The organism is Paenibacillus swuensis, assembly GCF_001644605.1.
Taxonomy (GTDB): domain Bacteria; phylum Bacillota; class Bacilli; order Paenibacillales; family DY6; genus Paenibacillus_N; species Paenibacillus_N swuensis.
The window spans coordinates 3,408,945-3,432,006 of record NZ_CP011388.1; the positions used below are offsets into that span (position 1 = coordinate 3,408,945).

Below are 23,062 nucleotides of genomic sequence, written 5' to 3' on the forward strand. Positions count from 1 at the left end.
GATTTTTCGTGCAACTTAAAGAACTCGCTTCACTTGTGATGATATCGCAGGTGTCAGGTGATGAACAGGTTCAAATTACAGGCATACAGACCGACTCGCGCAAAGTACAACAAGGGGACTTGTTTATTTGCTTGCCGGGACATACGGTGAATGGTCATGACTATGCCGAGAAGGCGGTGGCGTCAGGCGCGGCAGCTTTAGTGATTCAGGAAGACATCAAGGACCTTAAAGTTCCTGTGGTGAAGGTTAAGGATACCCGGTTCGCGATGGCGGTGATGGCCGATCATTTCTACGGGCACCCCAGCAGTCGTCTCAAGTTGATCGGGGTAACGGGAACGAACGGCAAAACGACAACGACGTTCCTGATTGACCGCATCTTAGAGGATCAGGGGAAACGTACCGGATTAATCGGAACGATCAAGATGAAGATTGCGGATCAATTCTACGAAATGAGCGGAACAACCCCGGAAGCGTTACAGCTCCAACAACACCTGCATGAGATGGTCGAAGCGGATACGGATTATTGCATTATGGAAGTTTCTTCTCATGCCCTGGAGCAAGGACGGGTTAAAGGTTCCGATTTCAAAACGGCGATATTCACAAACCTGACGCAGGATCATTTGGATTATCACGGTACGATGCGGGAATATCTGGGCGCCAAAGGATTGTTCTTCTCCCGCTTGGGCAATACCTACTCAGGTAATGAGAACGAAAGACGTTATGCTGTGCTTAATGCGGACGACCAAGCATCTGAAACCTTTGCGAAGTTGACTTCAGCCGAAGTGATTACATATGCTATCGATTCACATGCGGATTTAAAGGCTTCCGACATCAGGATTACTTCCCGCGGCACAACTTTTAAGGTAAACACGCCGATCGGCGAATCGGAAATCGCGCTTCGTATGGTGGGTAAATTTAATGTATACAACGCGCTTGCCGCTATGTCCGCAGGACTCATTGAGGGAATTTCACTCGAAGATCTCAAAGCGAGTCTGGAGGCGGTCCAAGGGGTCGACGGACGTGTTGAAACCGTCGACGAAGGGCAGTCTTTCGCGGTGATCGTGGATTACGCGCACACGCCGGACGGCTTGGAGAATGTGTTAGCTACGGTAAAGGAATTCGCAGAAGGTAAAGTGTTATGCGTATTCGGCTGCGGAGGCGATCGGGACCGGACCAAACGGCCGTTGATGGGCAAGATTGCCGCCAAATACGCGGATCGCATTCTGGTGACCTCCGATAATCCGCGTTCCGAGAATCCGGATGCGATTCTGTTGGATATCGAAGCCGGATTAACAGAAGACGGCGTATCCAGGGAACGTTATGAGCTCATCGTGGATCGCAAGACCGCCATTGAGAAAGCCATAGAAATGGCAAGTCCGGATGATGTTGTACTGATTGCGGGCAAAGGGCATGAAACCTATCAAATTATGAACGGAGTCACCATTGACTTCGATGACAGACTGGTCGCCAAAGAAGCGTTAAGGGGTCGGGTTCAGTGATAAAAAGAACGTTTGCGCAAGTGGCTCAACTTTGTGAAGGTACTTTATCCGCGGGGGCGGAGCAAACCCCCGAACAAATGATCGAAGGAGTAACCACTGACTCTCGTCGTATTGCTCAGGGCAATTTGTTTATACCCATCCAAGGGGATACGTTCGACGGGCATGACTATGTGGCATCTGCGATCGCGCAAGGGGCTAGTTTAACTCTTTGGCAATCCGGCGACCGCCTTCCTCCTGAGGACATTCCATATATTCTCGTGAACGATACGTTGGCGGCTCTGCAGAAGCTCGCCTCCGGATACAGGGAACAATTGGGTGTGCGCGTAGTCGGTGTGACGGGCTCAAACGGCAAGACCACAACGAAGGATATGTTAGCTTCCATTTTGGCCACCACCTACAAAGTGCACAAAACGCAAGGGAATTTCAACAACCATATCGGGTTGCCATTAACGCTTCTTTCCATGGAAGAAGATACGGAGATGGCGGTATTGGAAATGGGGATGAGCGGATTTGGCGAGATCCAATTGCTATCCGATCTTGCTAAACCTGAAGCGGCGATTGTAACGAATATCGGAGAATCGCATCTGTTGCAGCTTGGAACAAGGAAAGGCATCGCTCAAGCCAAGCTGGAAATCATCAGCGGGATGAAGGCGGACGGCTTATTAGTCTATAACGGCGATGAGCCGTTGCTTGAAGAGGTTCTTACCGAGCTGCAGCCTTCCGGACAATTGCTTAAATTTCGTTTCGGCATGACCGAGTCCAATGATCTGTATCCCGTCGGTTTAATGATGGATTCGGTAGGAACACGCTTTACCCTGAATTTGCCCAACGCGTCTACGTTGTATATTCCCCTGTTAGGCATTCACAACGTAATCAATGCACTTTCTGCCATCGCGGTATCGAAATTCATGGGCGTGTCCGAAGCGGATATTGCCCGCGGCCTAAAAGATGTAAAGCTTACCGGCATGCGTATTGAAGTCATGAAAGGCGTAACGGGATTAACGGTACTGAACGATGCCTACAACGCCAGCCCGACTTCGGTCTTGGCAGCCATTCGATTGCTCGAGGATTTAAATACCTACCGGAAAAAAATAATCGTCCTGGGCGACATGCTCGAATTGGGTGAGGATGAAATTCAATTCCACCGGGAAATCGGCAAAAGCTTGACTCCGGCCGGCGTGGACTATGTGTACACCTTCGGTAAGCTTGCCCAGTTTATAGCGGAGGAAGCAACCCACACTTTCGAGCAAGGGCGCGTGAAATCTTTTGCCACGAAAGAAGATATGGTCAGAGAGATTTCAACGATCGTCTCGCCTGCGGAAGACGTTGTACTGGTCAAAGGTTCGCGGGGAATGAAACTGGAAGATGTGGTAAACGGTCTGCTTTCGATGCCGTTATAACTGCTTTTGTTGTCATATGTAGGGGGTTAAATCGTGGATTTTAAATTAATTTTGTTAACGATGGGCGTGGCGTTCGTGCTTTCCGTCATTATCGGACCATTGTTCATTCCGCTGCTGCGCAGGCTGAAATTCGGTCAGCAGATCCGGACAGAGGGACCGCAAGGTCATCTGAAAAAAGCAGGAACGCCTACAATGGGCGGGATTATTATCTTGGTGGCGCTGACGCTGGCTTTCTTCCGGTTTTCGGATCAGAACGCTGATTTTTATATCCTGCTCGTCGCCTGCCTTGGTTACGGACTTATCGGATTTTTAGATGATTATATCAAGATTGTGGCTAAGAGATCGTTGGGCTTAACGGCCAAACAGAAGTTGTTCGGACAGCTTTTCTTCGCTCTGGTTGTATGTTATCTCCTGTTTTCCAGCGGTCACAGTACGGTATTGGCCTTTCCGGGTTTACATTATTCACTGGATTTGGGCTGGGTCTACTATCCGTTTGTGATCTTTACGATGCTCGCCATGTCGAACGCGGTTAATTTCACCGACGGTTTGGACGGCTTGCTGGCAGGTACCAGCGCCATCGCTTTCGGAGCTTTTGCGGTCATAGCGATGATGCATACCGAATGGGAAGCCGGCATTTTTTCCGCGGCTATGATCGGGGCGGTTCTGGGATTTCTGGTATTCAACGCGCACCCGGCCAAAGTGTTTATGGGAGACACCGGTTCCCTGGGGATTGGCGGCGGACTTGCGGCGGTTGCTTTTATCACGAAGACGGAATTGTTACTGTTAATCGTGGGCGGCGTATTCGTCATCGAAGTGTTGTCCGTTATCATTCAAGTGGTATCTTTCAAAACCCGCGGTAAGCGTGTGTTCAAAATGAGTCCGATCCATCATCATTTCGAGCTGGTCGGCTGGTCGGAGTGGAGAGTGGTCATTACTTTCTGGTCGGTCGGTCTCGTGCTGGCTTGCTTGGGACTTTACATCAATGAGGGGTTGAACTAATGAAGCATCCGTCGCACTACGCCCGTCAACACATTATCGTATTAGGTATGGCCAAATCGGGAAGCGCGGTGGCCAAAGTATTTCACGCTCTGGGCGCTTCCGTCACGGTAAATGATATGAAAGACCGCGGCTTATGTCCCGAGGCTGATGAATTGTCGGCTTTGGGTATTTCTGTTCTATGCGGCGGTCATCCGGATGATCTTGTTCACGAAGGCGTGGCGCTTGTGGTCAAGAACCCGGGCATTCCTTACACGGCTCCGCCGATTGTCAGAGCGCTTGAGCTTGGCATTGAAGTGGTGACAGAGGTTGAGGTGGCTTACCATGTATGTCCGGCGCCGATGATTGGCATTACCGGCTCGAACGGCAAGACGACAACGACGACCTGGATCGGCAGGATGCTGGATCGCGCGGGACTTCGTCCGATTGTCGCCGGGAATATCGGAAGGGCTCTTACCGATGCGGCCATAGAAGCGGACGAGGATAACTGGATGGTTGTCGAGCTAAGCTCTTTCCAACTGAAGGGCACAGACGCGTTTCGTCCCAGAATAGCCTGCTTGCTAAACTTAGCGGAAACGCATCTGGACTACCATGGCACGATGGACGATTACATCGCTTCGAAGGCGAAGCTGTTCGCGAACCAGACGGCGGAGGATACCGCCGTGCTGAACTGGGACGACGCGGTATGCCGCTCGCTTGTCCCTGGCCTGCAGGCGCGCTTGCTGCCGTTCTCGGCGCGCGAGACCCTTACGCGCGGCGTCTACCTGGATCCGCCGCTGAAACCCGGCGAAGCGCTCGGCGAGCGGCGCATCGTTTACGCGGAAGGCACCGGGGCGGTGCGCGAGATCTTGCGTACGCAAGATCTCGGCATTCCCGGCACCTTCAACGCGGAGAACGCGTTGGCGGCGGCGGCGGTAGCCATTGCCGCGGGCGCGCCGCTGACCGCGATCGCCGAGGAGCTCTCGGCGTTTCGCGGGGTAGAGCATCGCCTGGAGTTTGTTGCGAAGGTTGACGGCGTCACCTTCTACAACAACTCTAAGGCGACGAACGCGACCGCCACGATCTCGGCGGTCGAATCGCTCGATCAGCCGATTGTGCTGATCGCGGGGGGGCTGGATCGCGGCTCCGACTATGCGGAGCTGCTCCCGGTGTTTGAGCGCCGGGTGAAGGCGCTCGTTGCGCTCGGGGAGACGCGAGGGAAATTGCTCGGCGTCGCGCGTCAGGCAGGAATCAGATTTACGGATTCCGTCGATACTGGGGAGGATGCAGCCGCTATACTTGATGCAGCCGTTCGCAGAGCGGCGGCGTTCGCGGAGCCCGGCGACATTGTCCTGTTATCGCCCGCTTGCGCGAGCTGGGACATGTTCGCCTCCTATGAGGAACGCGGAAGCATTTTTAAAAAATCGGTGCATAGTCTTTAATAGGGTGTAATACAAGCCCTACATCGATGATGAAGAGGTGCTTTCGTACATGGTCAAATCTCGCTCCGCTCCGGATCTGTGGATATTGTTATCGACTTTGGCGATTCTCGGGATCGGGGTTGTCATGGTTTATAGCGCCAGCAGTGTGCTTTCCTTTCATGATTTCGGAGATTCATTCTATTACTTGAAACGCCAGGCCTTTTTCGCGGGGTTGGGCATTGTGGCCATGTATTTTACGATGAATACGGACTACTGGACATGGAAGAAAGCGGCCAAGATCGGGCTGATCAGTTGCTTCGCGTTATTGGTACTGGTATTGATTCCGGGTGTGGGTGTTGTGCGCGGCGGGGCGAGAAGCTGGCTCGGCATATCTTCGTTCGGTATTCAGCCTTCGGAATTTATGAAACTGGCGATGATTATCTTTCTGTCCAAATTGCTGTCTGAACACCAATCAACGATTACCCGGTTTAGACAAGGCCTGATGCCTCCGCTGCTTCTTATGGGACTGGCCTTCGGCCTGATCATGCTGCAGCCGGATTTGGGTACAGGCGTTGTGATGATGGGTGCTTCGTTGCTGGTCATCTACGTAGCGGGTGCCAGAATGATGCATTTGGCTTCCTTGGCATTAGTCGGTCTCGCCGGTTTCGTTGGATTAATACTGGCGGCTCCTTACCGTTTAGCGCGTATTACGGCCTTCCTGGATCCATGGCAGGATCCCCTCGGCGCGGGTTATCAGTCGATTCAATCGCTGTATGCCGTCGGTCCCGGCGGACTGGTCGGTTTAGGTTTGGGTATGAGCCGTCAGAAATACAGTTATTTGCCGGAACCGCAAACAGACTTTATCTTCTCCATCATTGCTGAAGAACTTGGTTTTATAGGCGGAGTCACCGTATTGATTTTATTTCTCATATTAGTTTGGCGCGGTATGCGTACAGCCATTACGGCGCCGGATACTTTCGGCAGTCTGCTGGCGGTCGGCATTGTCGGCATGATCGCGATTCAAGTCATTATCAACATCGGTGTAGTCATAGGCATGTTTCCGGTGACGGGAATCACTTTGCCGTTGGTGAGTTACGGGGGATCCTCGCTTACACTGATGTTAACCTGTATAGGCATATTGCTGAACATATCCCGATATTCGAGGTGAAGAGAAATGCGTGTCGTCTTAAGCGGCGGCGGAACAGGCGGACACATTTATCCCGCTGTAGCCATCGCCAGACAGTGTATGGAAGAACAACCCGATTCGCAATTTCTGTATATTGGGACATCCAAAGGATTGGAGAAAGATATCATTCCTAAAGAAGGCTTCCCGTTTGAAGCCATCGAGATTACAGGCTTCCGTCGCAAGCTTTCCATGGAAAATGTGAAGACCGTTATGCGGTTTTTCAAAGGAGTAACACGCTCCAAGGAGCTGTTGAAGCAGTTTAAACCCGACATCGTGATCGGAACGGGAGGTTATGTTTGCGGACCTGTCGTTTACGCCGCAACGAAGCTGGGTATCCCTACGCTGATTCACGAGCAGAATGTAATACCTGGACTGACCAATAAATTTCTTAGCCGATACGTGTCCTCCGTCGCGGTTAGCTTCAAAGGATCCGAGAGTAATTTTTCTTCAGCCAGGCATGTTCTTTACACCGGTAACCCCCGGGCAACCGTTGTTGCCAGCGCGAACGCGCAGCGGGGGTTTGCTACGTTAGGGCTGCCTGCAGGGACGCCCGTTGTGGTCATCGTAGGGGGCAGTCGCGGAGCGAAAGCGATTAATGAAGCGTTTAACCAAATGCTGCCGGACCTTAACCGTTTTAAAGGCACTCATTTTGTTTATATCACGGGAGAAGCCCATTATGAATCAGCCATCGCTCACATGAAACAAAGCCTGGGTACTTTGCCGTCGAATCTTCATGTGCTTCCGTTCGTTTACAATATGCCGGAAGTTCTGGCGGCAACGAAATGTATTGTCAGCCGGGCGGGAGCTTCATTTCTTGCGGAGATCACCTCACTTGGTATTCCGTCCATATTGATTCCGTCGCCCCATGTGACGAACAATCATCAGGAGGCCAATGCCCGTTGGATGGTTAAAGAGAATGCGGCTGAACTGATATTGGAAAAGGACCTAAACGGTCAATCCTTACTTAAAGCCATAGCTGAAATCATAGATGATCCTGTTCAGGAAGACCGGATGTCACAGGCTTCCAGACGGTTGGGCCAACCGGATTCGGCGCAGCTTATTTTGAACGAAATGAAACGTCTTGTACGCGCGTAAATGTTTATCAACCTACATCTGGGCGATTGTCACACTCGGGAAGAATGTTACATAAACTATCCCATATTCGTGACAGTCACCCAGATGGAAACAAGGGTATGAAATGGCGGTGCCGCCATCCCTTGATGTTCTATGAAGGAGGTTCGTCCCAATGCAGCAGGCCATATCTGAATTGAAAGCCGCGAACACAGGAGATGTACTACTAAACAAATCACTAGCAGAATACACCACATGGAAAATTGGCGGTCCGGCGGATATCTTGTTGATTCCCCATAATAAACAGCAGCTTGTTGAAGCGGTGAGTATTCTTCATCGTCACGGCATCCCGTGGACGACGATCGGCAGAGGCTCTAATATGCTCGTTTCCGATAAAGGCATACGCGGCGTTGTAATCAAGCTGGGCGAAGGCATGGATCAGGTGCGCTTCGAAGGGAATCTCGTATACGCGGGCGCTTCTTATTCCTTCATCAAAATGTCGATCATGGCTGGAAAGCAGGGTTTGACCGGCTTGGAATTCGCAGGGGGGATTCCGGGCACTGTAGGCGGGGCTGTGTATATGAACGCAGGAGCTCACGGGTCTGACGTGTCACGCATTCTGAAAACAGCTGAAGTCTTGCTGGAGACAGGCGAATTGGTAAAGTGGAACGCAGAAGATTTTAAATTTGATTATCGTCATTCCTTACTGCATGAGCAGCGGGGTCTCGTCACGGAAGCCGTGTTCGAATTAAGTCCGGGGGATCGCAAGGAGATTGCGGCCGCGATGGCGACTTACAAGGACCGAAGGCTCAGAACACAACCTTTGCAATTGGCTTGCGCGGGCAGTGTGTTTCGTAATCCGCCGGGCACTCATGCCGCGAAGCTCATCGAAGAAGCGGGACTCAAAGGACTTCGCGTAGGCGATGCGGAGGTTTCCACATTGCATGCCAATTTCATTGTCAACACCGGGCAAGCGACGGCAAGTAGCGTTCTCACCCTAATGGAACAAGTAAAAACCGCAATTAAGGAAAAGTACGGTGTGGAACTCGTTCCCGAGGTTTTATTTGTGGGTGAGCGGTAAATCGGAGGTGAGCTATTTGGAGAAACTGGTGATTGAAGGCGGGAAACCACTCTCAGGATCCATTCGCATTCACGGAGCCAAAAACGCCGCGTTACCCATTCTGGCAGCAAGCGTGATGGTAGAAGGAACGCATGTCATTGAGAATGTTCCCGACCTGCTCGATATTCAGACTATGCTGAGCATTCTAAGAAGGCTGGGCTGTCAGGCGGAGCACCGGCAGCAGATCGTTACGCTAGACACTTCCAAAGTTAGCACATCGCACATTCCCGAGGATTTAATGGGGCAGATGAGATCCTCTATCTTTCTGATGGGTCCGTTGCTTGCAAGATTTGGCGAAGTCCAAATCTATCAACCCGGCGGTTGTGCGATCGGTGAGAGGAAGATCGATCTTCATCTCAAAGGGCTTGAGGCGCTTGGCGCTGAAATCACTTACGAAGAAAGTCGGTTAATCTGCAGCGCGGCGCGGCTTACGGGCACCGATATACACTTGGATTTTCCGAGTGTCGGAGCGACAGAGAACATTATGATGGCGGCTGTGAAAGCGCACGGTATTACAACGATTACCAATGCTGCAAGGGAACCGGAGATACAGGACTTACAAAATTTCCTGAATCGGATGGGGGCGCGGATCATCGGCGCGGGAACGGACACAATCACAATCGAAGGGGTAACCCGACTGAGTCCTTGCAAATACCGCGTCATTCCGGATCGAATTGTAGCAGGAACCTTGTTAGTGGCGGCTGCGGCTACACGGGGAACCATCACACTGCAGCATGTCAATCCGAGTCACTTGACATCCGCTATGCATGTATTGAAGCGCGCAGGTGTTCAGATTACCTCGGAAGGTGATATAATAACCGTAAGCGGGCATTCCCGGCCGAGAGCCGTTGAACGCATTGTGACCTCGCCGTTTCCTGCGTTTCCTACGGATTTGCAATCTCAGGTCATGGTCTTGTTATGTCTTGCGGACGGCATTTCCATCATGAAAGAGACGATATTCGAAGGACGTTTCAAACACGTGGATGAATTGTCCCGAATGGGTGCGGATATCTCAGTAGATCTGGGTTCAGCCTTTATCCGCGGGGTTCCTAGGCTATACGGAGCCACTGTTGAAGCTACCGACCTACGCGCCGGCGCTGCCTTGGTCATTGCGGGTCTTGCGGCAACCGGGGTTACCGTTGTGGAGCAGATCCATCATATTGATCGCGGATATGACCGCATTGAACGAATCTTTCAACATCTAGGCGCTAATATTGAACGCACGTCCACGGCTAAGCAGCCGCTGTTACAACGTTCCAACCATTCCTAATTGAATAGGTTACAAGTAAATCAGCCGCATTTCCCCTCTTTCCTGATCGAAGAGGGGATTCCGGCATTATTGCGCTAAGATTCATTCATGAAGAAGGTGTAAGAGCTTGTCGAACATTTCTCAAATGCCTGTACTCCGAGAACAGAAGGTGCGTCGGCGGGGCAATCGTAAATTGCTGTTATTGCTGTTGTTTCTCTTTGTCGTGTTGCTGGCCATTTTGTTTTTTCGTTCTTCCTTCAGTAAGGTCCAAACGATAGAGATGAAGGGGAACCGATATTTAACGCCGGATGAGATCAGCAAGGCTCTGAATGTACAGGTTGGGGATCAATTTTTTGGGACAAGCGCTGCCGAGATGGATCGCAGGGTCAGCCAATTGTTGCCAATCGAAGAAGTTCTGATTCACAAGAGGTTTCCCGGGTATATTCTAATAGAGATCCGGGAACAGCAGACCGTCGCGTTTCAACTTTCTCCGAAAGAGGGTACAATAAAGGCCCTGTTATCCGGAGGCAACGCTGTTATTCCCAAGGCGAAGAACATTACATTAGACAAACCGGTTCTGACAGGATGGGAGAATCGGGATGCGCTGTTCAAGAAACTGTGCAATACGCTTGCAACCATACCTGAGGGACTGCTGGCGGACATTTCGGAGATCAAGCCTGATCCGTCCAATGCATACCCTGACCGCATCAAGCTTTACACTCGTTCCAAGTTTGAAGTGTCCACAACGATTGCTTATCTGCCCGAGAAGGCGGAATATATGAATGCTGTCATCGACGGGCAGGAGCCGGGCAAGATTACGATGCTCGAAGCCGATTTCTATACGCCATATGTAAAGAAGCAGGAAGCGGTGACCGATTCTTCCCAGATAGAGGCTACTCAATAGATGGGAATAATGGTAGTATGATAGAGTTATTGGTGTTTGTGGAATCAGGTGGGATGGGTTATTATCGTTTTTTTTGTACGGGATTTAAGTGGAGGAGTTTATCTTTCACAGCATGTCCAAAAATTTTGTAGAAAAAAAGAGGGAATAAACCAACCGTGTTGAATATGTACAAAAGTCTTTGTGTTTTTTTACCCTTTTTATTGATGAAACAGGAGGTGCCAAGGATTGAGCAGCAATGACATCATTGTTAGTTTGGACATCGGTACATCCAAAGTACGTGCTATTATTGGTGAAATAAGTAATGGAACCATTAATATTATTGGAGTTGGATCGGCCGACTCGGAAGGCATTCGTAAGGGTGCAATTGTTGATATTGATCAGACCGTGCAATCCATTCGCAATGCGATTGATCATGCGGAGCGGATGGTTGGCATTCAAATATCCGAAGTGGCAGTAGGCATTTCCGGCAATCATATCGCGCTTCAATCCAGTCACGGCGTAGTCGCGGTATCGAATGAAGACCGGGAAATCGGCGACGAGGACATCGACAGGGTCATCCAGGCGGCGCGAGTTATCGCATTGCCCCCCGAGCGTGAAATTATCGGGATTGTACCCAAGCAATATGTCGTTGACGGATTGGAAGGAATTCATGATCCGCGAGGCATGATTGGGGTCAGACTTGAAGTAGAAGCAACGATTATCACCGGTGCCAAGACGGCAATACATAATTTGCTCCGTTGTGTGGAGAAAGCTGGACTGAAAGTAACCGGTCTGATTCTCATGTCCCTTGCCTCCGGACAGCTATGCTTGTCCAGAGACGAGAAAACGATGGGTACCGTATTGGTGGACATCGGTGCGGGAGCAACCACGATCGCTGTGTTTGAACAAGGCAGCTTGGTTGCGACATCCACATTGCCGATTGGCGGGGAATACATTACGAACGACATTTCGATAGGCTTGCGGACGCACACGGAATATGCTGAGAAGATTAAGCTGAAATACGGTTGTGCCGTTATTGCTGACGCGGCAGCGGATCAATTGTTTAAAGTAAACCGTCTGGGCAGTAATGTGGACAAGGAATTCTCACAAGTAGACCTGTCCAATATTATTGAACCACGCGTTCAAGAAATATTCGAATTGATTCGTGAGGAAGTCAAGCGTCTCGGATACGACGAAACGGCTGGAGGCTATGTGCTGACAGGCGGTACCGTGTCGATGCCGGGTATGCTTACGATCGCTCAGGAAGAGCTGGCCACATCCGTGCGCATTGCTGTGCCTGATTTTATTGGCGTACGCGATCCTGCTTTTACAAGCGGTGTTGGAATCATACACTTTGTGGTAAGGTTTATGAGAGCCAAGGGTTCCGCCTCGACACCGAAGAAAGTCTCGAACAACCGGAGTGCCACGGCTGTTAAGACTAAGCCTGGCTTAATGGAACGAATGAAGAATTACTTTAGCGAATTTATATAAGGGCAAATTGCTGACGTGCACGAATGCTGAGTTAGGGGGAAAATGAACCATATGCTGGAATTTGATTTCGAATTAGACCAATTGGCTCAGATAAAGGTGATCGGGGTTGGCGGCGGCGGCAGCAATGCCGTGAACCGCATGATTGAGAACGGTGTGAAGGGCGTTGAATTTATCACCGTGAATACCGATGCGCAAGCATTACATCTTGCGAAATCGGAGCATAAACTGCAACTTGGGGATAAGCTGACGCGCGGTTTAGGTGCCGGCGCCAATCCGGAAGTGGGTAAGAAAGCCGCGGAAGAATCCAAGGATAATATTATGAACACGCTTCGCGGCGCGGATATGGTATTCGTAACTGCGGGTATGGGCGGGGGCACAGGTACAGGGGCAGCCCCTGTCATTGCTGAGATCGCCAAAGAATGTGGCGCATTGACCGTAGGTGTCGTTACTCGTCCGTTTACGTTTGAAGGCCGCAAACGCGCATCCCAAGCGGAGCAAGGGATTGAAGCGCTTAAAGAGAAAGTGGACACGTTAATTGTTATTCCGAATGACAGACTCCTGGAAATCGTGGACAAGAAGACGCCGATGCTGGAAGCTTTCCGCGAAGCGGACAACGTTCTGCGCCAAGCCGTACAAGGCATATCGGATCTGATTGCGGTTCCGGGTTTGATCAACCTTGACTTTGCCGATGTAAAGACCATTATGACAGAACGTGGTTCCGCTTTAATGGGTATCGGACAAGCCAACGGGGAGAACCGCGCGGCAGAGGCGGCAAAGAAAGCGATTATGAGTCCGTTGCTTGAAACTTCGATCGACGGAGCGCGCGGTGTCATCATGAATATTACAGGCGGCGCGAACCTTAGCTTGTATGAAGTGAATGAAGCTGCCGAAATCGTCATCTCCGCATCCGACCCGGATGTGAACATGATATTCGGCGCGATCATTGATGACAACATGAAGGAAGATATTAAAGTTACGGTCATTGCGACCGGATTTGAACATAAGCCTTATACGAGCATTCACCGTAAACCCAATGTTGTCCAAGGTTCACAACAACAGCCGCAGGCTGAGAATGAAGAAGCCAGAACGGCAGTACCGGGTGCCAAACCATCCTACAACAGCAGTAATCCTTCCATCTCTCAAGATCAATTGGATATCCCTACATTTTTGCGTAACCGCAGAAATACAGACCGAACTTAATTAAAGTCGAACGACCTCATGAAGAGTGACACTCTTTGTGAGGTTTTTTTTGTTCCTCGTTATTCCTTCCTCATTCGACAAAAAAACTCTAGCCGAGACGTCATGTTTAGACAGACTTTGGAATATGCTTTCGATATACTAGGCTCATAGGTTAGAGATAGGAATACAGGTTGAAGGATCACGCAGAAATGGTAGGGTGATGGAAGCAGTGGTTGTATATGCGGACCTTATTTTTCTGTTCAACCTCCTCTTGGACGCATTCCTCTTGTGGGCCACCGCCAGAACCCGTCTGCTGAAACCTAAAGGATGGAGAATCGCCTTAGCCTCCGGTTTGGGTGCTTCCTATGTAGTCTTGATGTTTGTTCCCATGCTTTCCTTCCTGTTTACGTTTATTGCGAAAATGGTTATGTCCGTGTTGATGTTGTTGATCGCCTTTGGTTATGGCGGAGCCAAGCGTTTCTGGCGTAATTTGGGGGCGTTCTATTGTATTAATTTTGCGGCTGCGGGCGGGATCTTAGGCGCTCACTATTTATTGCAGCAATCCAGTGAAGTAATGAACGGTATCATCATAACCCAAACCGGATTATCCTTCGAAATTCGGGAGCTTGGTGCTCTGTTTATCATTGTGTTCCTCATGATCTCCGTCGTATTGTACCGTGTTGTGTTTTCCGGTAAACGCAGACAGGATAACGTCGCGCAACACTTGGCCGAGGTAACGGTCACGATGGAGGAACATGAATTCGTATGCACGGGTTTAATTGATACAGGCAATCATCTTTACGATCCGTTAACACGAACACCTGTCATGATTATGGAGGCGGCGGCATGGGCGGATTTTCTTCCTGCCGGTTGGATTAAGCGGATACAGAACGCGGAACTGGATGAAATCATTAACGCCATCGGAAAGGACGAGTTTCGATATCAGGACCGGCTGCGATTGGTGCCCTACCGGGGCGTGAATAGCGGAACACAGTTTATGCTCGCACTTAAGCCTGATAAGGTAGTCATCCGCACAGACAAGCACGTTACGGAGGCCGTGAAGGTACTGATCGGACTTGATGGAGGTCAATTATCTTCGGATGGTGCCTACAAGGCTATTATTCATCCAGCCCTGATGGAGCCTGTGGCTCTGTAATACATACCCTACTTCGATATAGGAGGAATTGACGATGTTCACAAAGTTGAAAATGCGGCTTACGGTATGGTATTACCGAATCATGGTGAGACTCGGTTTGAAGTCCGATGAAGTTTATTATATCGGGGGAAGTGAAGCGTTACCGCCTCCGTTAACGCGTGAGGAAGAAGAATATCTGCTCGGGAAGCTCACAACGGGAGATGCCGCGATCCGGGCGATGCTCATTGAACGCAATCTGCGATTAGTTGTATACATTGCGCGTAAATTTGAGAACACGGGTATTAATATCGAGGATTTGGTTTCAATTGGCGCGATCGGTCTCATCAAGGCCGTAAATACATTTGATCCGGAAAAGAAGATTAAACTCGCCACCTATGCATCCCGGTGCATTGAGAATGAGATCTTGATGTATTTACGCCGTAACAGCAAAATCAGAACCGAGGTATCCTTCGATGAGCCTTTGAACATCGATTGGGACGGAAATGAGCTCTTGTTATCCGATGTGCTGGGTACCGAGAATGATACGATATATCGTAATATCGAAGAACAAGTGGATCGTAAATTGCTTCATAAGGCTTTGGATAAACTGTCGGATCGGGAACGGATTATTATGGAGCTGCGATTCGGATTAACCGACGGAGAAGAAAAAACACAGAAAGATGTTGCGGATCTGCTGGGAATATCCCAGTCCTATATATCACGCCTGGAAAAGCGAATTATAAAGCGGCTTCGCAAAGAATTTAACAAAATGGTTTGACGAATACATATCCCAACTTGAAGCCCAATATACCCTGTCGACAGGGTTAATTTTTGGAATAAAAAAACCGCCCTCGGGGATAATTAACATTAATGTTTCTCCTTGGGAGGTAGTCACGTTGACCCGAAACAAAGTTGAGATTTGCGGCGTGGATACCGCGAAATTGCCGGTGCTTAATAATACCGAAATGCGCGAGCTATTTGTCAGCCTGCAAACCAAGAATGAGCGAGCATCAAGAGAGAAATTAGTCAACGGGAACCTGCGCTTGGTTCTCAGCGTGATTCAACGGTTTAATAACCGGGGCGAGTTTGTCGACGACCTGTTTCAAGTCGGATGCATCGGCTTAATGAAGGCCATTGATAATTTCGATTTAGGGCAGAATGTAAAGTTTTCCACTTATGCGGTTCCGATGATTATCGGTGAGATTCGGCGATATCTGAGGGACAACAATCCGATTCGTGTATCCCGATCTTTGCGGGATATTGCTTACAAAGCTTTGCAAGTACGCGACAGTCTGACGAACATGAATGCCAGGGAACCGACGATCTTCGAAATTTCAGAAGCGTTAGGCGTGCCTAAAGAAGACGTGGTTTTCGCGTTGGATGCCATCCAAGACCCTGTTTCCTTGTTCGAGCCGATTTACCATGACGGCGGTGATCCCATCTATGTCATGGATCAAATCAGTGATGACCGGAACAAGGATGTTTCCTGGATTGAGGAGATCGCTTTACGCGAGGCGATGCGCAAGTTAAATGACCGGGAGAAGATGATTCTATCCATGCGTTTCTTTGAAGGGAAGACCCAAATGGAAGTAGCCGATGAAATCGGTATTTCTCAGGCGCAAGTATCCCGGTTGGAGAAATCCGCCATATCACAAATGCAAAAGCATGTGAAAAGCTAAAAAAAAACGGGCTTTCCTAGAAACCGGCTATGCCGGAATAGGAAAGCCCTTTGTTCTTAAGGTGATGTTCTACCGTATAAGCTTGTGAAACTGCATCGAAATTTTGCGAACCAATTGGATTAATACCTCTTGTTCATGCTCGGTCAAAGTGTTTAATAATTCTGTTAAATACTCCTCTCGGGTTGCATTGATTTGCCGCAGCACGTGTTCCCCTTCCTCAGTAAGAAACAATCTTACACTGCGTCGGTCCAATTCGCTGCGCTTACGAACAATCAAACCATCCGTTTCAAGCTGATTGAGAAGAATCGTTGTGGCGCCTGAAGATAATCGCAATTTCTTGGAAACATCCACAACCAGACAGGGATCATTAAGGATTATCGTTTTGAGCATTAAATATTTGGTCTTCGTCATATTATATTGATATCCGGAATGATGTTTATCAAGCAACTTATTTTTGTAAGCAAAAACAACATCCGTAAACTCATTTAAAATTTCAAACTTGACATTGCCTAAGCTCTCAGCAGACATACGATAAATCCTCCTTTATTCATGATTCTATTATATCATACGGGCCCGATTTATTGACAAAGAATGTTAAAAAGTAGTAAATCCTAACCATGTTTGAACATGGTAGAGGAAGCGCTGCAGAGGCAGCATGTCATCCCGGTAAGCTGAACGATCTAACGTATATTCCGCCCCCTTGTTCATCCACAGTTTATCAAAGTACTTCGTAACATCATTCATCAGGGGACTTTCATTAGACGCCGTAATCATCACATTTGTTTCCAGATTGAGATCATCCAAATTTCGGGTGGTAAAATTGGCCGAGCCGTTGTGCAGTGTGGTTTGCTTTGGACCTTGTACAATCATCATCTTGGTATGAAATTGCTCTTCGCTGGTATTATACCAACGGATATCAATTTTGCCGTCCGTCTTCTTGTGCAACTCTTCGGCTACCGGCCGATTGGGTAACCCGATCTTATCCCGGCCAAACGCGTTCTCATTGGGGTCCAAGATCAGTTGAACTTTAACTCCTCGATTCGCGGCCTGTACCAAAGCATCCAACACATTAGGGTCTGCCAGATAAAACATGGCCATTCGGATGGAATCATCACGGTCAGCTTCACGAATTGAGGTCAGCACATATTTGTAGATTTTTCCTTCAGTAAGGAGACGTGTCTGATAGGGTCCTGGTCGTTCAGATGTCTTTTCCTGAGGGTTATGTTCCGGTAACTTTATATCGGAGCTTAGCGCCGCCGCTGCCTGTTCGCTAAGTAAAATATCGCTAATGATGGGGCCGCTCATCTTGATTGCCGTATTAGAATGCCAACTGCTTGCATCATGCGCGTTAGCTGTTGGAATTATCGCTGTATTCTCGGTGACAATGACCTTGCGGTGATTGGCTTTTACATTTAATAATTTCATGTAGGAGCGGGCTGTTAAATCCGGGGCTTGATCCGCCATTAAATTAGGGATCCATCCGTTACCTGCCTGACCAAACCATTGGATAAAAGTCCTCCAAAGACCCGAGTAAGCGGGAGTGGAATCTCGCAACGGATCAACATCGGTCAGTATGACGGGAATTCCCGCAGCCTTTAAACGTTGAAATTCGGGTGCTGGATGTGAACCGTAATCGGTGTTAATTTCATCAGAGATTACGATGATTTTCAATTGTGGATATTTGCTTTTTTGAGCCAAAAGGGTATTGGTTAAACTTCTGCTAAGCGGAGGGTAGCTTTGATCTTTATCATAGTAGCCGTTGTACAAAAATAGGTCGATCACGATAAATTCTTTAGCTAGCCGAATGGACTTTAAGATCTCCTTAAAGATCATTTGATCATGCTTCACAGTCCCTTCATGCTTATAAGTCAGATCATAGAGAAACTCCACAGTCTGTAACGGGTATGCCTGACTCTCATATGATATACCTGCGGGTAAGGGCTTATGGGTATGGTAATAACCAACACAAACCACTAGGATGAATAGGGCTAGGGCAATGAAGTTTGGCAGACCGATTTTGCGAAGACGTGTATACCGTTGTGATCGAGGGCGGGGCGGGATTGTCGTTCCCGGCTTCACCGCGGGTTGAGTTTGTATGGGCATAAACCCTCCGATTACTTTTTATAGCAACATTAAGTCAAAATAGGTGTTGTGAAACAATGAAGTGCGGGTTTGGGTTCATTTACCTTAGCCTTTTTTCTTTTTATGAAAGGAAGGACATTTTGCAAGTACGGCACATATATTAAAGAGTAGGATAGGCCGTTGCCTGTGCTCGTGTAGTCCATTCTGCGAAAAGTAGGGGTGAGCCCCATGAAAATATCCGATTTCCAGACTAAAGATGTGATTAACATTGTAGACGGCAAAAAGCTGGGGCAAATCAGCGATCTGGAACTTGATTTGCGTCAAGGGCGCATCGACTCGATCGTGGTGCCGAACTCCAGTAAATTTTTCGGGATGTTTGGCGGGGGGACCGATCTTGTTATCCCCTGGCGCAACATCGTGAAGATCGGCGCGGATGTGGTGTTGGTGAAACTGGATGATACGAAAGCATACCGGCCGTCCGATGACGGAGATATCCCGCTGGAGTACCAACGGAATCGTTAATGTTGAAGAAACCAATCCTTAAGCTTGATCGCATGCAGGTTAGAGGCGGATGTTAGACGCTGAACCCGCATGCTTTTTTCACATTAGAACATTTGTGGTACACTGTTAGACATATATTGCGGAGCGGTAAACGGAGAGGACGGTTTGGATATATGGATCCCTTTGTGCAGCATGAGGCGGATGAGCAGACGACATTATTCTACATCGATAGCTGGATACGGGAGATAAGTTACGTGACGGCGGGATTCACTTCCCGACGCGGCGGGGCCAGCAAAGGAGTGTTCGATTCTCTAAACTGCGCTCTGCATGTACAGGACGATGCTGATACTGTGATCTCCAACCGAACAGGACTGGCGCTTGCGTTAGGTATGGATCCAACGGCATGGACATGTGCGGAGCAAGTACATGGAAGCCGCGTACATGTAGTTACCTCAACGGACAGAGGAGCGGGACGTGAAAACCGGGAATCCGCCATTCAGGATACCGATGCGATCATTACCAATCTCCCTGATGTATTACTGACTTCATTCTATGCGGATTGTGTTCCTTTATTTTTTCTGGATCCGGTGAACAAGGCTGTAGGACTGGCGCATGCAGGCTGGAAGGGGACCGTGCAGCGTATCGCATCCAAGACGGTAGAGGCGATGGGAGCGAACTACGGAACAAGACCGGAGCAGTTATTAACCGCGATCGGGCCCTCCATCGGTGGTTGTTGTTATGAAGTGGACCAGGGTGTGATTACCCATGTCCAAAGCCTTGGTTTCTCCGACGAGATCGGCTACAAGACGTCAGGAACCGGCAAATATATGCTGGATTTGAAGATTATTAACCGCGAATTGATGTTACAGGCAGGAATTTTGCCGAGTCATATCGAAGTATCGGAGTGGTGTACCGGTTGCCGGACGGATCTGTTTTATTCGCATCGTAAAGAGAACGGAAGGACAGGACGCATGGCCAGCTGGATCGCACTTAAGGAAGAGGTCATGGCATTATGAACTTACAAGAACGCATGAAGCATGTGGAGAACCGTATTCAACAAGCCTGTGACCGAAGCGGAAGAGAACGCGGGGAAATCCGAATTGTTGCGGTAACTAAATATGTATCATTAGAAGCAACCAGAGAAGCTGCCCAAGCTGGATTACTGCATATCGGAGAGAATCGCTGGCAAGACGCCCAGGCGAAGTGGGAAGCGATCGGCGGACAAGCCTCATGGCACTTCTTGGGTCATCTGCAGACGAATAAGGTTAAAGAGGTAGTAGGACGTTTTCATTACATACATTCGCTGGACAGGCTTTCGCTTGCCAAAGAACTTCATAAGAAAGCCGAAGCGATCGACACTGCCGTGAATTGCTTTATACAGGTTAACGTTTCCGGTGAAGAATCCAAATACGGGTTGTCTCCGGAGGAGTTGTCGGCGTTTGCTGAGCAATGCGCGCAATATGACCGTCTTAACCTCATTGGGTTAATGACGATGGCTCCCTATGAGGCTGAGCCTGAAGCGACCCGCCCCGTCTTTGCGGGTTTACGTAAACTCAGGGATGAATTAAACGCTTCCGGGATCCTGAAGCAACCTATGCTTGAACTTTCCATGGGGATGTCTAACGATTACGAGGTAGCTGTGGAGGAAGGCGCGACATGGTTGCGTTTAGGTACGATTTTGGTAGGAAAAGAGGAGGGTTAAAGGGATGAGTGTCATGAATAAATTTATGAACTTTTTCGGACTGCAGGATGAAGAGGAAATCATTGAACGGGAAAAAATCGTAACCCAAGAAGAAGAAAATGAAACCCCGGCGTTCGAGCCCCGTAAACAACAGAAGGGCGGTCAGAATGTGGTGAGTCTTCATTCGCAGAAATCGAACACAAGATTCGTGCTTTGCGAGCCACGTACGTATGATGAGGCGCAAGAGATTGCCGACCACTTGCGTTCCCGCAAGCCCGTTCTTGTTAATCTGCAGCGAGTGCGGTCCGATCAGGCGATGCGCATTGTGGATTTTTTGAGCGGAACGGTATATGCTTTGAACGGGAACATCTCCAAAGTAGGGCCGAACATCTTTGTCTGCGCGCCGGATACGGTGGAAATTCAAGGTACAATCACAGATATCCTGGCTGACTGAGAAGAAACATAACATAAACATCTGAGGTGAATAGGGCTTGAATATTAACGGTTTAGTTGTTACTTTATTTGAAATTTACCGCTACCTGATTATTGCTTACATTCTGTTGTCCTGGTTGCCTAACGCCCGTGACAGCTTTATTGGTGAAACGCTGGGTAAACTGGTCGAGCCTTATCTGTCCATTTTCCGCAGGTTCATTCCCCCGATTGGCGGGATGATTGATATTTCACCGATCGTGGCCATCTTCGCATTGATTTTTGTTGAATACGGCGTTTTGGCTATTGTCGAATTTATCGCGGGGTAACACATCATGACAGATCGGCATTATATGCATTTTCATCCGGATGAGCGCGGCTTTGCAGACCGCGCCACGGATTGGATTGAACGCGCGGCGGAGCAACATCAGCTGAAGCTCACGGATTTTCTCGACCCTCGCCAAGCGGTGATACTGGAATCGCTCGCGAACCGAAATCCGGACGTAACGTTTCGGTTGGACGGCGGATACCCGGAAGCCGAACGACAGCGGGCGCTGATCGCTCCGGATTACCGGGCGCTAGAAGATGAGCCTGTAGGGATAACGGTGCTGTCCATCACATCTGAAGACGGTAAATTAGCCGAACTGCAGCATGGGGACTATCTTGGCGCAATACTCGGTCTAGGCATCAAGCGGGATAAGATCGGAGATATTCAAATTCACGAAGAAGGATGTCATATCCTTGTTACTGAAGATATCGCCTCTTACTTTCATCTGCAATTACAGCAGGTCCACCGGGTCCATGTTCAGACGGAACTCATTCCGGCAAACAAACTTCGAACCGCAACCCAGAAGCTGGATGACATGAACATCTCGGTGGCTTCTTTGCGTTTAGACGGCATTGCCAGCGATGTGTATCGGCTGAGCCGGACGAAGATTGTAGTTCCCATTCAGGCAGGCCGTTGTAAGGTGAACTGGAAGGTGGAGGAAAATCCTTCGAAGATGCTTAAAGAGGGAGACGTTGTTTCTTTGCAAGGGTTTGGCCGGTTTAAAGTGTTGGAGGTTGAAGGAGTTACAAAAAAAGGGAGAATTCGCGTTAAAATCGGAAAATATGCGTAGGCTTATGCAGGATTCTCCATAAAACTGTCGAAATTCTTCCCTATAGATTTTTTTAAGTTACCTAGGAGGTGCACCGATGCCGTTAACGCCATTGGATATTCACAACAAAGAGTTCGGAAGACGACTGCGCGGATATGATGAAGATGAGGTTAATGAATTTCTGGACCAAGTCATTAAAGACTATGAAGCGCTGATTCGCGAGAACAAGGATATGCAGAATCAAGTGCTCGGTTTACAAGAGAAACTTAACCATTTCATGAATATTGAAGAAACGCTGAGCAAGACCATTATCGTAGCGCAGAACGCCGCGGACGAAGTGAAAACGAATTCCAAGAAAGAAGCTCAGTTGATCGTGAAGGAAGCGGAGAAGAATGCGGACCGGATCATTAACGATTCATTGGCTAAATCCCGTTCGGTCGCGATCGAAGTGGAAGAGTTAAAGAAACAAGCTTCCATTTACCGTACACGGTTCCGCTCTCTGGTTGAAGCGCAACTGGAATTGCTTAAGGATGAGAGCTGGGACTCGCTTGAAGATCCGAAGAGACTTGTAGCCGCGGAGTAAACCAACTGGTTAGCCGACATTGACTTGCCGTATCTCATTCTTGTATACTTGGGTATTATATGTATAAGTCAAAGCATGAAAGCGATGACTGGGACGAGTAAATGAACGGACAGTGTCAGCGAGTTAGGGATTGGTGCGAGCCTAATGACTGAACTTTATTGAAAATCACCCAGGAGCGTCTCTCGAAAGACAACGGGACAGTTTAAGTTGTTAGTAAGGAGAACCGGGTCATTCCGTTAACGATGATCGAGTGATACGTAAATTCGGGTTTGGCGAAGGCCATATCCGGAGGAGCGCATTATGAGGGTGGTACCGCGAGTAAACTTCTCGTCCCTTTTTGGGGATGCAGAAGTTTTTTTGGTTTTCAGACGGTGAAAAGCCGATAACACGATAAAGACAGG

23 protein-coding genes and 1 other annotated feature are annotated in these 23,062 nt (G+C 49.0%); of the genes, 21 read left to right on the forward strand and 2 right to left on the reverse strand.

Features of this window, described 5'->3' with window-relative positions; translation table 11 throughout:
- The first annotated feature begins 8 nt into the window (after positions 1–8).
- From SY83_RS15005 to sigG, 14 genes are all read left to right on the forward strand, one after another.
- Positions 9–1,499: a UDP-N-acetylmuramoyl-L-alanyl-D-glutamate--2,6-diaminopimelate ligase gene (locus SY83_RS15005; RefSeq protein ID WP_068607897.1), complete on the forward strand. Its 1,491-nt coding sequence runs from the start codon at positions 9–11 to the stop codon at positions 1,497–1,499.
- Positions 1,496–2,899: a UDP-N-acetylmuramoyl-tripeptide--D-alanyl-D-alanine ligase gene (locus tag SY83_RS15010; protein ID WP_068607900.1), complete on the forward strand. Its 1,404-nt coding sequence runs from the start codon at positions 1,496–1,498 to the stop codon at positions 2,897–2,899. The genes SY83_RS15005 and SY83_RS15010 overlap by 4 nt, the downstream gene beginning before the upstream one ends.
- 33 nt (positions 2,900–2,932) lie before the next feature.
- Entirely contained in the window at positions 2,933–3,898 is a 966-nt protein-coding gene (gene mraY / locus SY83_RS15015) for a phospho-N-acetylmuramoyl-pentapeptide-transferase (protein ID WP_068607902.1), read from the forward strand.
- Positions 3,898–5,316 (forward strand): UDP-N-acetylmuramoyl-L-alanine--D-glutamate ligase, encoded by a 1,419-nt coding sequence (gene murD, locus SY83_RS15020; RefSeq protein ID WP_068607905.1) that lies wholly within the window; start codon positions 3,898–3,900, stop codon positions 5,314–5,316. Before mraY ends, murD begins: the two co-directional genes overlap by 1 nt.
- A gap of 49 nt (positions 5,317–5,365) precedes the next feature.
- Entirely contained in the window at positions 5,366–6,463 is a 1,098-nt protein-coding gene (gene spoVE, locus SY83_RS15025) for a stage V sporulation protein E (RefSeq protein ID WP_068607908.1), read from the forward strand.
- Positions 6,464–6,469: 6 nt separating this feature from the next.
- Positions 6,470–7,576, forward strand: a complete 1,107-nt coding sequence (gene murG / locus SY83_RS15030; protein WP_068607910.1) for an undecaprenyldiphospho-muramoylpentapeptide beta-N-acetylglucosaminyltransferase — start codon at positions 6,470–6,472, stop codon at positions 7,574–7,576.
- Between the two features lie 151 nt (positions 7,577–7,727).
- A complete protein-coding gene (murB, locus tag SY83_RS15035; RefSeq protein ID WP_068607913.1) occupies positions 7,728–8,633 on the forward strand; it encodes a UDP-N-acetylmuramate dehydrogenase in 906 nt (301 codons plus the stop codon).
- A 16-nt stretch (positions 8,634–8,649) separates the two neighbouring features.
- Complete coding sequence (gene murA / locus SY83_RS15040; RefSeq protein WP_068607916.1) at positions 8,650–9,942, forward strand: UDP-N-acetylglucosamine 1-carboxyvinyltransferase; 1,293 nt, start codon at positions 8,650–8,652, stop codon at positions 9,940–9,942.
- Positions 9,943–10,066: 124 nt separating this feature from the next.
- A complete protein-coding gene (locus tag SY83_RS15045; RefSeq protein ID WP_082882765.1) occupies positions 10,067–10,825 on the forward strand; it encodes a cell division protein FtsQ/DivIB in 759 nt (252 codons plus the stop codon).
- Between the two features lie 225 nt (positions 10,826–11,050).
- On the forward strand, positions 11,051–12,295 hold the full coding sequence (gene ftsA, locus SY83_RS15050) for a cell division protein FtsA (protein ID WP_068607920.1): 1,245 nt from the start codon (positions 11,051–11,053) through the stop codon (positions 12,293–12,295).
- A 51-nt stretch (positions 12,296–12,346) separates the two neighbouring features.
- Positions 12,347–13,495 carry a cell division protein FtsZ gene (ftsZ, locus tag SY83_RS15055; protein ID WP_068607922.1) on the forward strand — a complete coding sequence of 383 codons (1,149 nt, stop codon included), beginning with the start codon at positions 12,347–12,349 and terminating at the stop codon, positions 13,493–13,495.
- A 199-nt stretch (positions 13,496–13,694) separates the two neighbouring features.
- A complete protein-coding gene (gene spoIIGA / locus SY83_RS15060; RefSeq protein WP_331709943.1) occupies positions 13,695–14,630 on the forward strand; it encodes a sigma-E processing peptidase SpoIIGA in 936 nt (311 codons plus the stop codon).
- Between the two features lie 34 nt (positions 14,631–14,664).
- Positions 14,665–15,387 carry an RNA polymerase sporulation sigma factor SigE gene (gene sigE / locus SY83_RS15065; RefSeq protein ID WP_068607925.1) on the forward strand — a complete coding sequence of 241 codons (723 nt, stop codon included), beginning with the start codon at positions 14,665–14,667 and terminating at the stop codon, positions 15,385–15,387.
- A 118-nt stretch (positions 15,388–15,505) separates the two neighbouring features.
- The gene (sigG, locus tag SY83_RS15070) at positions 15,506–16,288 is read left to right on the forward strand and encodes an RNA polymerase sporulation sigma factor SigG (protein ID WP_068607927.1); all 783 of its coding nucleotides are present in this window, start codon (positions 15,506–15,508) and stop codon (positions 16,286–16,288) included.
- A gap of 69 nt (positions 16,289–16,357) precedes the next feature.
- Here the strand turns inward: sigG and SY83_RS15075 are convergent, their stop codons facing one another.
- Both SY83_RS15075 and SY83_RS15080 read right to left on the reverse strand, forming a co-directional pair.
- Positions 16,358–16,816 carry a MarR family winged helix-turn-helix transcriptional regulator gene (locus tag SY83_RS15075; RefSeq protein WP_068607932.1) on the reverse strand — a complete coding sequence of 153 codons (459 nt, stop codon included), beginning with the start codon at positions 16,814–16,816 and terminating at the stop codon, positions 16,358–16,360.
- Positions 16,817–16,882: 66 nt separating this feature from the next.
- Positions 16,883–18,391 carry a phospholipase D family protein gene (locus SY83_RS15080; protein ID WP_068607934.1) on the reverse strand — a complete coding sequence of 503 codons (1,509 nt, stop codon included), beginning with the start codon at positions 18,389–18,391 and terminating at the stop codon, positions 16,883–16,885.
- A 207-nt stretch (positions 18,392–18,598) separates the two neighbouring features.
- Here SY83_RS15080 and SY83_RS15085 point away from each other — a divergent pair, with 207 nt between their 5' ends.
- From SY83_RS15085 to SY83_RS15115, 7 genes are all read left to right on the forward strand, one after another.
- A complete protein-coding gene (locus tag SY83_RS15085) occupies positions 18,599–18,892 on the forward strand; it encodes a YlmC/YmxH family sporulation protein (RefSeq protein WP_068607937.1) in 294 nt (97 codons plus the stop codon).
- A gap of 152 nt (positions 18,893–19,044) precedes the next feature.
- Positions 19,045–19,887 carry a peptidoglycan editing factor PgeF gene (gene pgeF / locus SY83_RS15090; RefSeq protein ID WP_068607940.1) on the forward strand — a complete coding sequence of 281 codons (843 nt, stop codon included), beginning with the start codon at positions 19,045–19,047 and terminating at the stop codon, positions 19,885–19,887.
- Positions 19,884–20,573: a YggS family pyridoxal phosphate-dependent enzyme gene (locus tag SY83_RS15095; protein WP_068607943.1), complete on the forward strand. Its 690-nt coding sequence runs from the start codon at positions 19,884–19,886 to the stop codon at positions 20,571–20,573. The genes pgeF and SY83_RS15095 overlap by 4 nt, the downstream gene beginning before the upstream one ends.
- 4 nt (positions 20,574–20,577) lie before the next feature.
- Positions 20,578–21,006, forward strand: a complete 429-nt coding sequence (locus SY83_RS15100; RefSeq protein ID WP_068607945.1) for a cell division protein SepF — start codon at positions 20,578–20,580, stop codon at positions 21,004–21,006.
- A gap of 43 nt (positions 21,007–21,049) precedes the next feature.
- Positions 21,050–21,310, forward strand: coding sequence for a YggT family protein (locus SY83_RS15105; protein WP_082882766.1), 261 nt, complete (start codon positions 21,050–21,052; stop codon positions 21,308–21,310).
- Between the two features lie 6 nt (positions 21,311–21,316).
- The gene (locus tag SY83_RS15110) at positions 21,317–22,099 is read left to right on the forward strand and encodes a YlmH family RNA-binding protein (protein ID WP_068607950.1); all 783 of its coding nucleotides are present in this window, start codon (positions 21,317–21,319) and stop codon (positions 22,097–22,099) included.
- A 76-nt stretch (positions 22,100–22,175) separates the two neighbouring features.
- Positions 22,176–22,661 carry a DivIVA domain-containing protein gene (locus SY83_RS15115; RefSeq protein WP_068607952.1) on the forward strand — a complete coding sequence of 162 codons (486 nt, stop codon included), beginning with the start codon at positions 22,176–22,178 and terminating at the stop codon, positions 22,659–22,661.
- A 75-nt stretch (positions 22,662–22,736) separates the two neighbouring features.
- Positions 22,737–22,999 (forward strand) — a binding site (T-box leader).
- Positions 23,000–23,062 lie beyond the last annotated feature (63 nt).